12 protein-coding genes and 1 pseudogene are annotated in these 14,095 nt (G+C 71.6%); 11 read left to right on the forward strand and 2 right to left on the reverse strand.

Annotated features, from left to right (window positions below):
* Positions 1 to 98: 98 nt before the first annotated feature.
* The 4 genes from RV983_RS34040 to RV983_RS34055 all read left to right on the forward strand — a co-directional run bounded on the left by RV983_RS34040 (position 99) and on the right by RV983_RS34055 (position 6,969).
* Complete coding sequence (locus tag RV983_RS34040; RefSeq protein ID WP_475989558.1) at positions 99 to 1,118, forward strand: N-acetylglucosamine kinase; 1,020 nt, start codon at positions 99 to 101, stop codon at positions 1,116 to 1,118.
* Positions 1,119 to 1,120: 2 nt separating this feature from the next.
* A complete protein-coding gene (locus RV983_RS34045; RefSeq protein WP_475989559.1) occupies positions 1,121 to 2,692 on the forward strand; it encodes a sodium:solute symporter in 1,572 nt (523 codons plus the stop codon).
* Positions 2,693 to 2,823: 131 nt separating this feature from the next.
* A complete protein-coding gene (locus RV983_RS34050; protein ID WP_475989560.1) occupies positions 2,824 to 4,032 on the forward strand; it encodes an anhydro-N-acetylmuramic acid kinase in 1,209 nt (402 codons plus the stop codon).
* 63 nt (positions 4,033 to 4,095) lie between these two features.
* The gene (locus RV983_RS34055; protein ID WP_475989561.1) at positions 4,096 to 6,969 is read left to right on the forward strand and encodes an FAD-binding and (Fe-S)-binding domain-containing protein; all 2,874 of its coding nucleotides are present in this window, start codon (positions 4,096 to 4,098) and stop codon (positions 6,967 to 6,969) included.
* Between the two features lie 61 nt (positions 6,970 to 7,030).
* On the opposite strand, the pseudogene RV983_RS34060 reads toward RV983_RS34055, so the two are convergent.
* A pseudogene (locus RV983_RS34060) lies at positions 7,031 to 7,213 on the reverse strand (pirin family protein); the annotation flags it as partial.
* A 94-nt stretch (positions 7,214 to 7,307) separates the two neighbouring features.
* On the opposite strand from RV983_RS34060, the gene RV983_RS34065 reads away from it, so the two are divergent.
* Positions 7,308 to 8,408 carry a tyrosine-type recombinase/integrase gene (locus RV983_RS34065; protein ID WP_475989562.1) on the forward strand — a complete coding sequence of 367 codons (1,101 nt, stop codon included), beginning with the start codon at positions 7,308 to 7,310 and terminating at the stop codon, positions 8,406 to 8,408.
* A 60-nt stretch (positions 8,409 to 8,468) separates the two neighbouring features.
* Positions 8,469 to 9,437: an IS5 family transposase gene (locus RV983_RS34070; protein ID WP_475987737.1), complete on the forward strand. Its 969-nt coding sequence runs from the start codon at positions 8,469 to 8,471 to the stop codon at positions 9,435 to 9,437.
* Here RV983_RS34070 and RV983_RS34075 read toward each other — a convergent pair.
* Positions 9,382 to 9,840, reverse strand: a complete 459-nt coding sequence (locus RV983_RS34075) for a hypothetical protein (protein ID WP_475989563.1) — start codon at positions 9,838 to 9,840, stop codon at positions 9,382 to 9,384. The genes RV983_RS34070 and RV983_RS34075 overlap by 56 nt on opposite strands.
* Positions 9,841 to 10,025: 185 nt before the next feature.
* Between RV983_RS34075 and RV983_RS34080 the strand changes: the two genes are divergently transcribed.
* The 5 genes from RV983_RS34080 (at position 10,026) to RV983_RS34100 (ending at position 13,989) form a co-directional block, all read left to right on the forward strand.
* On the forward strand, positions 10,026 to 10,253 hold the full coding sequence (locus tag RV983_RS34080) for a hypothetical protein (protein ID WP_475989564.1): 228 nt from the start codon (positions 10,026 to 10,028) through the stop codon (positions 10,251 to 10,253).
* Positions 10,250 to 11,236: a DUF2637 domain-containing protein gene (locus tag RV983_RS34085; RefSeq protein WP_475989565.1), complete on the forward strand. Its 987-nt coding sequence runs from the start codon at positions 10,250 to 10,252 to the stop codon at positions 11,234 to 11,236. Before RV983_RS34080 ends, RV983_RS34085 begins: the two co-directional genes overlap by 4 nt.
* Positions 11,237 to 11,333: 97 nt before the next feature.
* Complete coding sequence (locus RV983_RS34090; RefSeq protein WP_475989566.1) at positions 11,334 to 11,558, forward strand: hypothetical protein; 225 nt, start codon at positions 11,334 to 11,336, stop codon at positions 11,556 to 11,558.
* Positions 11,559 to 11,761: 203 nt separating this feature from the next.
* Complete coding sequence (locus tag RV983_RS34095; protein WP_475989567.1) at positions 11,762 to 12,220, forward strand: plasmid mobilization protein; 459 nt, start codon at positions 11,762 to 11,764, stop codon at positions 12,218 to 12,220.
* Complete coding sequence (locus RV983_RS34100; protein WP_475989568.1) at positions 12,220 to 13,989, forward strand: relaxase/mobilization nuclease domain-containing protein; 1,770 nt, start codon at positions 12,220 to 12,222, stop codon at positions 13,987 to 13,989. Before RV983_RS34095 ends, RV983_RS34100 begins: the two co-directional genes overlap by 1 nt.
* Positions 13,990 to 14,095: the final 106 nt, after the last annotated feature.

Consider the following 14,095-nt stretch of genomic DNA (forward strand, 5'->3'; position numbering starts at 1 on the left):
TACTCGCTGCACCGCGATCCGCGCCGGTAACCCCGGCTCTCCGGCTGTCCCGTGACCGCCCGACGCGTCGGATCCCTGCAGACACGAAGGCGTGCCGAATGACAGCAGCAGTGGCGGTGGACCTGGGCAAGACCGGCTGCCGTGCCGTGTTGTGGACCGGCAGCGACGGCCCCGCCCACGACGTCCACGAGGTACCGGGTGCCCCTGGGCTCGCCGCCGGCAACGGCGTGGCCGCGGCCCGCGCGGCGGTGTGTGCCGCCGTCCTCCCGCTCCTCCCGCTCCTTCGGGCTGGGCACGGTGGCCGGCTGGACGCGGTCTGCGTCGGCGCCGCGGGGGCGGCCACCGCCCCGGAGGCGGCCCGCGCTCTGGCCGGACTGCTGCTCGACGACCTGCCCACCGACGAGGTGGCCGTCACCAGCGACGCCGTCACCGCTCACGCCGGCGCCCTGGGCGGCCGCACCGGCGTGGTGCTGGCGATCGGTACCGGCTCCGTCGCCATCGGCATCGGGGACGACGGATCGTTCGCCCGGGTCGACGGCTGGGGTCCCTGGCTCGGCGACGAGGGCAGCGGCGCCTGGATCGGCGCCGCCGGGCTGCGGGCCGCGCTCCGCGACCACGACGGACGGGGACCGCGCACCGCACTGCTCGCCGCCGCCGTCGAGTGCTTCGGCGACCCCGACCGGCTGCCCTCGGCCCTGGGCCTGGACGGCAATCCCGCCCGCACCGCGGCGTCCTTCGCCCCACAGGTGGCCCGCGCCGCGGCCGCGGGGGACGCCGTCGCCACCACGATCATCAGGGAAGCAGCCGCCGCGCTCGGTGAGGCCGTGCTGACGGCCGCACACCGCATCGGCGGCGGCGACGCCCTGCCGGTCACCGTCACCGGCGGTCTCACCGGTCTCGGCGAACCGCTCACCGGGCCGCTCACCGCGGCGATCACCGGTTCCTCACGCCCCCTCCACGTGCGCCCCCCGCTCGGGGACCCGCTGGACGGCGCGCGCCTGCTGGCGCTCGACGCCTCGGCACCGCACGAACCCCACGTCGCCCGCCTGCGGCGGACGACGGCCCTCCCCACTGTCCCCACCCCGCCGGTAACCTCGCCGGCCGTTATTCAGGAGTGAGCGTGCGCCAACTCGACCTCGTGGTGGTCGTCGTCTATCTGATCGCGATCGCCGTGATCGGACTGCGCAAGGCCGGACGGCAGAAAACGGCGAAGGACTACTTCGTCGGCGAAGGCCACATGCCGTGGTGGACCGTCTCGTTCTCCGTCGTGGCGACCGAGACCAGCGTGCTCACCGTCATCAGCGTGCCCGGTGGCGCCTACAGCGGCCAGGGCTTCGGCAACGTCGAACTCGCTCTCGGCTATGTGATCGGCCGCGTCATCGTGGCCACCGTGCTGATCCCGCTGTACAAGCGCGGCGGATTTGTCAGCGCCTACCAGTACCTGGGCAGCAGATTCGGGTTGAAGCTGCAGGGCCTCGCCTCGGTGACGTTCGTCTTCACCCGGCTCCTGGCCGAGGGCGTCCGGCTGTTCGCCTCCGCGATCCCGATCAAGCTGCTGCTCGACGAGTTCGGTGTGCACGCCGACTACCGCGTCATCATCATCGTGCTCACGGTGATCACCGTCGTCTACACCTACCTCGGCGGCATCAAGGCCGTCATCTGGACCGACGCCATCCAGATGGGCCTGTACCTGGGCGGTGCGATCCTCGCCATCGCCGTGCTCTCCGGCCACGTCGGCGGTGACGGCTTCTCGAGCGCCCTGCACTCGGGCCACTTCAAGCTCTTCGACACCAACTTCGACCTCGCGCACATCGCCACCAGCCCGTTCGCCCTGCCCACCGCGATCATCGGCGGCGCGATCTTCGCGATGGCCAGCCACGGTTCCGACCAGCTGATCGTCCAGCGCATCCTGACCACCCGCACGCTGCGCGACGGCCAGAAGGCCATGATCGCCTCCGGCATCTTCGTCACCGTGCAGTTCGCGGCCTTCTCGCTGGTCGGCGCGCTCCTGTGGTCCTACAACAAGGGCAAGGGCTTCGCGGACCTGGGTCTGGCCAGCTCCGACAACCTCTACCCGAACTTCATCCTGCACGGCCTGCCCGTGGTGATCTCGGGCCTGCTCGTGGCCGGCATCCTCGGCGCCGCGATGGGCTCGCTGTCCTCCGCGCTGAACTCCATGTCGAACTCGACGGTGTCCGACATCATCCACAGCTTCTTCCGCAGCACGCCCTCCGAGGAGAACCTGCTCAAGCTCGCCCGGGTGATGACGCTGGTGTGGGCGGTCCTCATGGCCGTCTTCGCCTGCGCCTTCAGCGCGAACACCGGCAACGTCTACCTCACCGGTCTGACCATCGCGGGCTACACCTATGGCGCCCTGCTCGGAGCGTTCCTGCTCGGACGGCTCATCCGGCGGGCCAACGAGATCGACTCCATCGTGGCGTTCCTGGTCACGGTGGGTGTCATGACCTACATCGTGCGCAGCGTGAAGATCGACGTCACCGTGGCCGGCGCCACCGTGCCGACGGCGATCGCCGCCCAGTGGCTGGTGCCCATCGGCGTGGTGATCACCCTGGTGGTCGGCGGCGTGATGAGTCTGTTCCACCGGGCCCCCGAGACCGCCGCGGTCGCCGCGGGCGAGGGCGAGCCGGACCAGGGCCCCGACCGCGTCGCGGCGGTCGCCGGCCGGGAGTGATCACGTACCACCCGTGAGGTGCGGGGCCGCCCACCGCGGCGGCCCCGCACCGCCCCCGTTCAGGACCAGCAGAGGGAGAAGTCAGTCATGCCGAACCGGCCCGGCCCGCGGCACCCGCGTCAGGAGGCACCGTGCGTGTGATCGGCCTCATGTCAGGCACCTCCTACGACGCCATCGAGGCGGCCGCCGCCGACCTCACCCTGGACGGCGACACCCTGCTCCTGCGGCCGCTCGGCCACCTCTCTGCTCCCTACCCCGACGACTTGCGCGACCTCATCGCCGCCACTCTGCCCCCGGCGGCCACGACCACGCAGGACGTGTGCACCCTCGACGCCGGCATCGGCCAGGCCTTCGCCGGCGCCGCCGGCCGCGCCCTGAGCGAACTGTGCGACGGCGCCGCCGACTTCGTGGTCTCGCACGGCCAGACCATGCACCACTGGGTCGAGGACGGCACCGTCCGCGGCACCCTCCAGCTCGGCCAGCCCGCCTGGATCGCCGAGGCCACCGGGCTCCCGGTCGTCTCCGACCTGCGCAGCCGGGACGTCGCCGCGGGCGGCCAGGGCGCCCCGCTGGTGGGTATGACGGACACCCTGCTGCTGCGCGGTCTGCCCGGTACTCCGGCGGCACTGAACCTGGGCGGGATCGCCAATGTGACCGTTGTCGCCCCCGGCGCCGAACCGCTGGCCTTCGACACCGGCCCCGCCAACGCCCTGCTGGACGCCGCCGTGCGGCACTTCACCGACGGGGCGGCCGCCTACGACGAGGGCGGACGCCGGGCCGCCGCCGGCCGCACCAGCCCCGAACTGCTCGCGCTGCTCCTGGACGACCCCTACTACCGCAGGCCCGCCCCGAAGAGCACCGGCAAGGAACTCTTCCACCTGCCCTATCTGCTGCGGGCCCTCGACGCGCTGTCCGCCTCCGGCTCCCGAACCGGCTCCGCCCCCGGACCCGCGCCCGACGACGTGCTGGCCACCTTGACCCGGCTCACCGCCGTCACCGTGGCCGACGCCTGCCGTGCCCTCGGCGTCACCGAACTCGTGGTCTCCGGTGGCGGGGTCCGCAACCCCGTGCTGATGGACATGATCGCCGGGGAGTTGCCGGGCGTGCCCCTGCGCCCCAGTGACGACCTGGGCATACCGTCGGACGCCAAGGAGGCCCTGGCTTTCGCGGTGCTGGGCTTCCTGACCGTCAACGGACTGCCCGGCGCCCTGCCCTCGGGCACCGGCGCCCGCCGGGCCACGCTCCTCGGCAGCATCACCCCCGGTCTGTCGCCGCTGCGTCTGCCCGAGCCCGCGGAGCAGGCACCCCGCCTGATGCGCATCACCGGACCCGCCCACTGACCGCCCCGTCGCGCCACCACCGCGTCCGTCCCCGCACCTGAGGACCCGAGCACCCGAGGACCCATGAGCCACTCCGCCGCCGCACCCTCCACCGCGCCGTCCACCGGCTACCGGGTCCCCGATCTGGCCGGGCTGCTGGCCTCGTGCGTCAGCGACCCGGCCAGGGTGACCACCGACATGCCCCGCAGGGTCGCGGCCGCCCACGACGCGTCGCCGTATGTGTTCACCCCGCAGGCCGTCGTCCGGGCCGCGTCCGCCGCCGAGGTGGGCGCCCTGATGGCCGGGGCCCGCGCGGCGGGCCTGCCGCTGACGCTGCGCTCGGGTGGCACCAGCCTGGCGGGGCAGGCGGGCGGCGACGGGATCCTGGTGGACGTCCGCAGCCACTGGCGTTCCGCCGAGGTGCTGGACGAGGGGCGACGCATCCGGCTGCAACCGGGTTTGACGGTCCGTCAGGCCAATGCGCGGCTCGCCCGCCACGGACGCCGGCTCGGCCCCGACCCGGCCAGCGAGAGCGCCTGCACCATCGGCGGACTCGTCGCCAACAACTCCAGCGGCATGAACTGCGGTACGCAGGACAACGCCTACCGCACCATGGAGTCCCTCCAGTTCGTGCTGCCCTCCGGCACCGTGGTCGACACCGCGGCCCCCGACGCGGACGAGGCGCTGCGGGCCCGCGAGCCCGAACTCCACGCGGGACTGCTCCGGCTGCGCGACCGCGTACGTGCCTCGGCCGCCTCGCGCGCCACCGTCGAGCGGCTGTTCGCCATGAAGAACACCATGGGCTACGGGCTCAACTCGTTCCTCGACCACTCCGGCGCGGCCGACATCCTCGCCCACCTCATGATCGGCAGCGAGGGCACCCTCGGCTTCGTCGGGGAGGCGGTCTTCCGCACCGTGCCCCTCCTGCCGCACACCGCCACCGGTCTGCTGGTGCTGCCCGGCCTCGCCGAGGCCACCGACGCCCTGCCCGCGCTGCTGGCCGCCGGCGCCCGCACCGCCGAACTCCTCGACGCCGCTTCGCTGCGCGTGGCCCAGCAGGCCGCCGAACCCGTGGACGAACTGCGCGGACTGCGAGTGGAGCGGCACGCCGCCCTGCTCGTCGAGTTCGCCGAGGACAGCGCGGAACTCCTGGACGCGCGGGTGGCGACCGCGCAGCCGGTCCTGGACCGCCTGCCCGCCGTCACCGGGACCGCGCTCGTCCGCGACCCGCGGGTCAGGGCCCGGCTCTGGCACCTGCGCAAGGGCCTGTACACCGCCGTCGCGGGCGCGCGCCGCCCCGGCACCACGGCGCTGCTGGAGGACATCGCGGTGCCCATGGAGCGGCTGACCGGGACCTGCGAGGGACTGATCGGCCTGTTCGACCGGCACGGCTACCAGGACGCGGTGATCTTCGGCCACGCCCGCGACGGCAACCTGCACTTCATGCTCACCCAGGACTTCGACTCCGTTGCGGAGACCGAGCGCTACGCCCGGTTCACCGACGCCATGGTCGACCTCGTCCTGGACGCCGGCGGCACCCTCAAGGCCGAGCACGGCACCGGCCGCGCGATGGCGCCCTTCGTACGCCGCCAGTACGGCGACGAACTGTACGGCGTCATGCGCGAACTCAAGGACCTGTGCGACCCGCACCACGTGCTCAACCCCGGCGTGCTCCTGGAGGACGACCCGGCCGCGCACCTGCGCAGCCTCAAGAGCGTCCCGCAGGTCGACCCGGCCGTGGACGCCTGCGTGGAGTGCGGCTACTGCGAGCCCGTCTGCCCCACCGCCGACGCGACCACGACGCCCCGCCAACGCATCGCGCTGAGCCGGGAGATCGCGCTCGCCGCCGCGGCCGGGGACGAGGAGCGCCGCCGCGCCCTGGAGGCGGACTACGCCTACGCGGCCGTCGACAGCTGCGCCGCCGACAGCCTCTGCGTCACCGCCTGCCCCGTCACCATCGACACCGGCGCCGTCATGAAGCGGCTGCGCTCCGAACGCCACGGGCCGGCCGCGCAGCGGGCCGCGGACGCCGCGGCCCGGCACTGGGGGACCGCGGTCAAGGGCGTGCGGGTGGCGCTGAACACCGCCCACGTCCTGCCCGACCCGGCCCTGCGCGTCGCCACCGGCGCGATCCGGCGGCTCGGTGCGGGGGAGCTCGTCCCCGCCTGGGCAGGCGACATCCCGAAGGGCGGACCGGCCCGGCCCGCGGCGCGGCGGCCCGAAGGCTCCCGGGCGGTGTTCTTCGCCGCGTGCATCGGGAGCGTGTTCGCCCCGGAGGGTGCCTCCGACGGGTCGGAGGGCTCCGCGGCCGCCTTCCTGCGGCTGTGCGAGCGTGCGGGCGTCGCCGTGACCGTCCCCGACCGGCTCGCGGGCCTGTGCTGCGGCACCCCCTGGCAGTCCAAGGGCTACACCGACGGGCACCGCACCATGGCCGAGCGGACCCTGGACGTGCTCTGGGAGGCGAGCGATCACGGGCGGCTGCCCGTGGTCAGCGACGCCTCGTCCTGCACGCACGGACTGGAGCAACTGCCCGGCGCCCTACAGGAACCGGACCGTGCCCGCTACGCCGCGCTGCGCTTTGTGGACAGCGTGGCCTTCACCGCCGAGCACCTGCTGCCCGCCCTGCCCGAGCCGCGTCGCATGGGCACCCTCGCCCTGCATCCGACCTGCTCCACCGCGCACCTGGGCATCGACGGCGCCCTGCGCACTGTCGCGGCGGCCGTCAGCGTGGAGGTCACGGTGCCTGACGACTGGGGCTGTTGCGCGTTCGCGGGCGACCGCGGCCTGCTCCATCCGGAGATCACCGCGTCGGCCACCGCGGCCCAGGCGGCCGAGATCACCGCGGGCACGTACGACGCGTACGCCTCCTGCAACCGCACCTGCGAGATGGGCATGAGCCGGGCCACCGGCCGCCCCTACCGGCATGTGCTGGAACTCCTCGACGAGGCCACCGCCTGAAGTCGCGGCGGAGCGCACTCGCCGGTGCCCGCCGGGCACCGGCGCGTCGCGTGACGCCGGATCAGGCGCGGTGCCGGCGGACCGGGTTGCCGCGCGGAGCCAGGGTGGCGTTGGGGAGGGCGGGGGCCGGGAGGCGGTCCCCGGGATAGCCCTCGACTGCGCCGAAGCGGCCGTCGGCGCTCTGCCACGCCTCACGGGCCTCGGCGATGTCCTGGTGGGAGCGGCCGATGAAGTTCCACCACATATCACAGCTTCGGCGTTTCGTCCCAGGTCAGGGACTTGATCGATCATCCGGTGTCAGCAAACCGTCAGCATGACACCCAGGAGTCAGACCGGCAATGGCAACCATGAGCCTCATCCGCGGCATGGGCACCGTGTTCAAGGACTGCGAGCACCCCGAGTCCCGCTGGACCAGGTGCCCGCACACATACAAGATCAGGTACCGCAACGCGGCCGGGAAGCAGAGCCAGGAATCCGGATTCACCACCCAGGAGAAGGCGAAAGCCCGGCTCGCCGAGGTCTACCAGGATCGGAAGAACTCCCCGCAGAGCCAGCGCAAGGCCGAGCGGATCCAGAAATATGCGGCCATGCCGTTCGGGGAGTACGTCGCCGATTGGAAGGCGGGCCAGCGCGACCTGAGCGCGGCCTCTCTGCGGCACCTCCACTCACTGCTGGAACACCACCTTTACCCCGCGTTCCGGAGCCGTCGGATGGGCACGTTCGACCACAAGGTCGTGGAGACATTCATCCAGACCATGGAACGCAACGGGGTCGGTCTGGCCACGCAGTCCAACGCCTTCGACAAGCTGAGGGCGATCCTTCTCGACGCGCACCGACTCGGCCTCTACGACGAGAACCCTTTCGACGGCGTCAAGCCACCGCAGTACGACCCGAGGCGCGCTGTCATCCCCTCCGTCGCACAGCTGCAAGGCATACGCACGGTCGGCGACGACGCCTTCCATCTCATTGTCGATCTTATGAGCGGCTGTGGCCTGCGAAACGGCGAAGCCGCCGCGGTCAACATCAACAACGTCGTCGCTGACGATGTCTACCGGGTCACCGAACAGGTTAACCAGACCACCAAGGCCTATGCGCCGCTCAAGCACCGCAAGGCCGGCGACTACCGTGACGTTCCACTCCCGGCCCGAGTCAAGTCCACCCTCGAGTTGTACGCGGACAAGCACGGCACCGTGGACGGCTATCTTCTCCGGGACCCCCAGAACATCAGCAAGCCCTTCCCGTACTACTACCTGCAAAACCGGTGGCAGCGGATCAAGAAGGCAGGCGAAGTCGACATCCCCGAAGGCATGGTCGTCTACGGCCTCCGCCACTTCTTCGCCTCAAGAAGCGGTCCGCAAACCGTGGCCTGCGTTTGGAAGTTGGACGTGCGTTCGCCCTTGGTTCCTGGTTCGAGTGATCCCGCCTTGGCTACGGCATGAAGACAGGGCCCCTGCGCAACTTGGAGGTTGTCGAGACCGAAAAGTTGCCTGGAGGCCCTGTTGCCGTATTTCTACGCCTTCGCGGGGGTCGGGGGCAATCGGGCTCCACGGGAGTGTGACTGCCTGGCGCATCGATTCGGGAACGCGCGCGACGGCGGGGAGCGTGTTCGGCGCTACCCGAGCGATCTGAGCGATGCGGAGTGGGCGGCGGTACGGGACCTGCTGCCGACGCCGGCGTGGATGGATGGCCGCGGCGGGCGGCCGGAGGGTTACTGCCACCGCCAGATACTCGACGCAGTCCGGTACGTAGTGGACAACGGGGTGAAGTGGGCCGCGCTGCCCGCGGACTACCCGCCGTTCAAACGGGTCCACGCCTTCTTCACCCGCTGGCGTGACACCGGCCTGCTGGCCGAGTTCCACGACCGGCTGCGCGGCTCGGTCCGCGAGTCAGAGGGCCGTAACGCGGAGCCGACCGCCGCGGTCATCGACTCGCAGTCGGTCAAGGCCGCTGCCAACGTGAGGAGTGCAAGCCGCGGCTACGACGGCGGCAAGAAGATCAACGGAAGGAAACGGCACCTGGTCGTTGACACGATCGGCCTCGTCCTGGCGGTGCTGGTCACCCCGGCAGACGCGGGCGACCGTGCCACCGCCGCCGGCATACTTCCCGCGCTCATGGCCAAGTGCCGCCGCCTGCGCAGACTCTGGGGCGACAGCGGCTACACCGGTGGCCTCGCCGCCTGGGCCAAGGAAAGGTTCCAACTGGCCGTCGAGATCGTCAAGCGCACCGACGACCTGTCCGGGTTCCGTGTCGTCCCCCGCCGCTGGGTCGTGGAAAGGACGTTCGGCTGGCTGATGCGCTCACGCCGCCTCGCACGTGACCACGAGACCCGTCCCGACAGCGCCGAGGCGATGATCTTGTGGTCCATGACCGTGGTCATGAGCAGGCGCCTTGCCCGCCGACGCGCCGCACGCCTCACCCCGCCGACGCCGGCATGGGCTCAGGATCGGGCAACAATCGCCGCGGCATGAAGCGGGAGCCGGAGCCGTCGACCGCCAGCCATCCGCGTTCCACCAGCCTCTTCGCCTTCGTCCGCAGGTTTTCCTGCAGCAGGGTGTCGACCTTCCGCTCCGGTTCCATCACCTCGGCCACCTCCCGCGCGCTCAGGCCGCCGCCACCCGCAGCCGCCGTCTCGACCGCCTCCACCAGCCGCCGGTAGTCCGGAGCCAGCGCCGCCGCCGGGTCCAGGCCATCCCGCCACCGCGGGACCACCGCCCCCTTCGGCGGCACCCGCCCCACCCTCCCGGCCGCGGCCGGGACGGCCGGCGCCGGCTCCTCGGCAGGGGCCAGCGCCGCCGTCAGCTCCTCCACCGCCACGACCCTCCGCTCCAGCACCACCCGGGCCTCCTCCAACTCCTTCTCGACAAGCGCCATCCGAGACTCCAGGCCCTCGACCCGCGCCCGGGCGGACTCCCGACGCGCTTCCAGCAACCCCAGCGGCGACGGTGGCATCACACACTCCGTTCCCGACCTCGACAACCCGACACCGAAACCCTGCCGCACGAACAACCAGACCATGCCTGACCAGCGGAAACCCATACATCACGCACGGTTTACGGATGGCTTCTGAGCGCCGGGCTGTCGTTCACGCCGCCTTCCATCAGGGGCTCACCGAGCAGCGCTTGGCGTGGCTCCTGAAGATCACCGAGGAGCACGCCCAAAAGCTGTACCGCGAGACCCGGCGAGCCCTGCGCAACCGAAACCTGGAGCAAACCACGAAGCCCGCCCCGCCGAACGAGCCCAACGACGACCGCATCGGCCGCGACGCCTTCGGGACGGCGGCGTGAGCATCTCCACCGCACCCGAGACGACGCACACCACCAGATGGGACCGCGCGGTCGTCATCGCCCTCGGTGGCGCCGGATGCGCCCTGTCCTACGACGCCCTCCAGCAGATGGCCGTCGCCATCCATGTCCGCGGTTTGCTGACCTACCTCTTCCCGCTCGTGATCGACGGCTTCATCGCGTACGGGGTCCGGGCCCTCCTGGTCCTCCGGGACGCACCGCTGCGCGCCCGCCTGTACGTCTGGACTCTCTTCGGCACCGCCACCGCCGCCAGCATCTGGGCCAACGCACTGCACGCGGTCAGACTCAACGGGAAGAGCCCCATGGCCGACGGGCTGAGGCTCGGAGACACGGTCGTCGCCGTCCTGTCCACGATTGCCCCGCTCGCCTTGGCCGGGGCCGTCCATTTGTACATCCTCATCGCCCGGGGGGCTGTCAGGACCACCGACCGAAGTGACCGAGTGGGTCAGGCCGGCCGCTCAGGGGAGGGAGCCCGGAGTGGCCGCAGCGGTCAGCGGAAGCCGCCGGCCGGGCAGGTCACCAGCGATGAACCGGTCGGTGCCCTGACCGACCGCCAGCGCCCGTCCCTGGACCAGGGACACTCTGAGAGCGGGGCACAGACCCAAGCTGGTGACCCACCTCGCCGAAGTCCGTCGGACACCGCTCGCCGGAGTGGCACGGGGACGGGCGCTGACCTGCCCGGACAGCCGGTCACGAGCTCCGTGGTGGGCAGCGGGTCGGTCACCACGAGCCCGGTCCCTGACCCGAGGGCACCCGTGACTGCCATCCGACGGCCTGACCCGGACACGCAGGAGCTGCTCAAGATTGCCCGAGAAGCGGTCAAGGCGGAGGACAAGCTGACCCGCAAGGTCGTGGCCCAGGCGATCCGCGGTCAGCAGATTCCGCTGTCCAACGACACCCTGACCGCCCTGATGGTCCAACTACGCCAGCAGCACCGACACGCGGCCACCGCCTCTCCGAACTGACCACCCACGTAAACGGGACGCTGACCGATCCGAATGATCGGCCAGTCACGGCCCCGGCATCCACCGAACCGAGCAGCCGACCGGAGACAACTCCACCATGCGTACGAATCCCGCGACACCGGCCGAAGTCGACTCCTGGCTGACCGTCCTGCACCGGCGCGGCCACCTCCACCGTGTCGAACGCGAACCCGAGGGCACCTGGACGGTGTATCGCCATCGCCTCGACCGCCCCTGGACCTTGCACCATCCAGTCCTTGCGATGGACTGGATCGAGGATGTCCTCCGCAAGGTCCACCAGCAGAACCCCGAGGCGAGCCGGTGACCGACCCTGGCCCGGTGGACGGTACGTCCGGAGAGGAACGTGGCTCCACGACGGCCTCCGGCGGAGCAAGTTGTCGCGTACGACGGTCCTACGGCCCGTCGTACGCACTTGCCCCCGCCCAGGGGAGCGGGGGAAGTCCAGCTGGTCCCCGAGCGAGGGCGCGCAGGGACCAGCCGGACTCCCGGCACCAGGGGGCGCCGGTCGTGGGAGGAGAAGCAGACGACCGCGCCCCGCGCGAGCACCAGAGCCCGAGCCGACCCGCGTTCCCCGACCGCAAGCCGCGCCGACGTACCCGCAACCCGAGCCAGCGCACCCACAAGACGACCACCCGCCTGTCCGACACCGAGAAGACCGAGATCACCGCCGCCGCCAAGCAGCGCGCCGTCACCGTTGCCCGATTCCTCGCCGCCGCCGGCCTCGCTGTCGCCCGCGGTTCGACCGCCGTGCACACCAACGAACAACTCGACGCCGCCATCGACGAGCTGGTCGCTCTGCGCACCGCCATCTCCCGTGTCGGCAACAACATCAACCAGATCGCCTACGTCTACAACGCCGGAGGACAGCCCCTCCCCGGCGAACTCGACCGCGCCCTGACGACCGTGAACCGCGTCCTGACCCGCGTGGACGACGCGGCCGACACCCTGGTGAAGAAGCGTCTGTGATGGTCCCCAAGATCCGACGCGGCTCGCGCACCCACGGCCTGCTCGTCTACCTGTACGGCCCCGGCAAGCGCGACGAGCACACCGACCCCCGCCTGGTGGGCAGTTGGGACGGCTTCGCCCCTGATCCAGGCCGCGACACCAGCCCCGAACCCGACCCCAAGGCCACCCTGGCCCGGCTCACCGCCGTGCTGGACCTGCGGGTCAAGCAGGCCGGCGACAAGGCGCCGGCCCAGCACGTCTGGCACTGCTCGGTCCGTACCGACCCCGGCGACCGGACCTTGACCGACGACGAGTGGAACACCGTCGCCCGCCGCCTCGTCCACGCGGTCAACCTCGCTCCCGAAGGTGATCCCGATGGCTGCCGCTGGGTCGCGGTGCGCCACGCGGACGACCACATCCACATCCTCGCCACCATGGTTCGAGGCGACCTGCGCCGCCCGAGGATGAACTACGACTTCAAGAAGGCCCAGGCCGAATGCCGCCGCATCGAACAGGAGATGGGCCTGCGTCGACTCAAGCCTGGCGACGGCACCGGAGCCAAGACACCCACCAGCGCCGAGCGCTTCAAAGCGGAGCGGACCGGCCGACCCGAGACACCGCGCGAGACGCTGCGCGAAGCCGTCCGCCAGGCCGTCGCCGGAGCCGCCAGCGAAGCCGAGTTCTTCACCCGCCTGCGCGAGGCGGGCCTGCGCGTCCAGCTCCGGCACGCCCCATCCGGCGACGTCCTCGGCTACACGGTTGCGCTGCCCGGGGACCGCAACCGTGACCGCGAGCCGGTCTGGTTCGCTGGCTCGACCCTGGCCCCCGACCTCTCCTATCCGAAGATCCAGCGCCGCCTTGCCAACGGAACCTCCGAGACGGGCACGCTGCCGGAAGCAGACAGCGGACGCTCGGACTGGTCGCCTCCCGCACATTGGCGACGCGCCGCGACCGGGATCGCCGAGCGAGCCGCGATCCTCCTGGACGGCGGCGACGACGAAGCCGCATCCCAACTCGTCGGAGTCGGCGAACTCCTGGACGCCGTCGCCCAGACCTCCCCGGCCGCCACCCGCGCCGAACTCGGCGCCGCCGCTCGATCCTTCGAACGTGCCACCCGCAGCCACGTCCGGGCCGAACGCGCGGACACCCGGGCGATCCGCTCTGCGGCCCGGGGCATCATCCAGGCCGGCGGCGCGCTCGGCCGTGGCGAGGACGGTAGCACCACCGCCATGCTCGTCTCCACCCTGCTCCTGGTGGCGCTGGCCGCAGCACGCTGGCACTCCGCACGTGGCCACGCCCAGCAAGCCGAAGCCTCCCAGCAGGCCGCCGAGCACCTTCGTGCCGCTTACCACCAGGCCGCCGCCGCACCTATGCAGGCCCTGCGCGACCAGGGCCGAGCCTTGCCCGACGCGCAGCGCCGCACCTACGAGACCACTATCCGTGCCGCCTTGCCCGAGAACCGCACCCGACCCGACACGAACACGCAGAACGACGCCTTGGTCGCCACACTGGCCGAGGCCGAGCAGGCAGGCCACGACCCGGAAGCCCTCCTGCAGAAGGCCATCGCCATGCGCGAACTCGACACGGCCGAGGACGTGAACGACGTCCTGGTCTGGCGACTGCGCCGCCTTGCCCAGCTCCCCGCGCAACCCGGCGACACCGCCCGCCGCCCGCAGGCCGGCACTGGCCGAGCCAAGCCTGCGCCCAACCGAACCGGCGCCCAGACCGCACCTCCGACAGCGACCCATCCCGCCGAACCGGACCGGCGCAACCGCTGGCCGCGTCGCTGACCAGCAGTGTGGCAAGACCACCGCCGGCCTGCCGGACTGCGCGAAACCTATGGACAACCGGCTCCACCGGCTGTTACGGATGAACAGAGAAGGCCCTCGACCGGAG

This window comes from Streptomyces sp. RLA123, assembly GCF_056270165.1.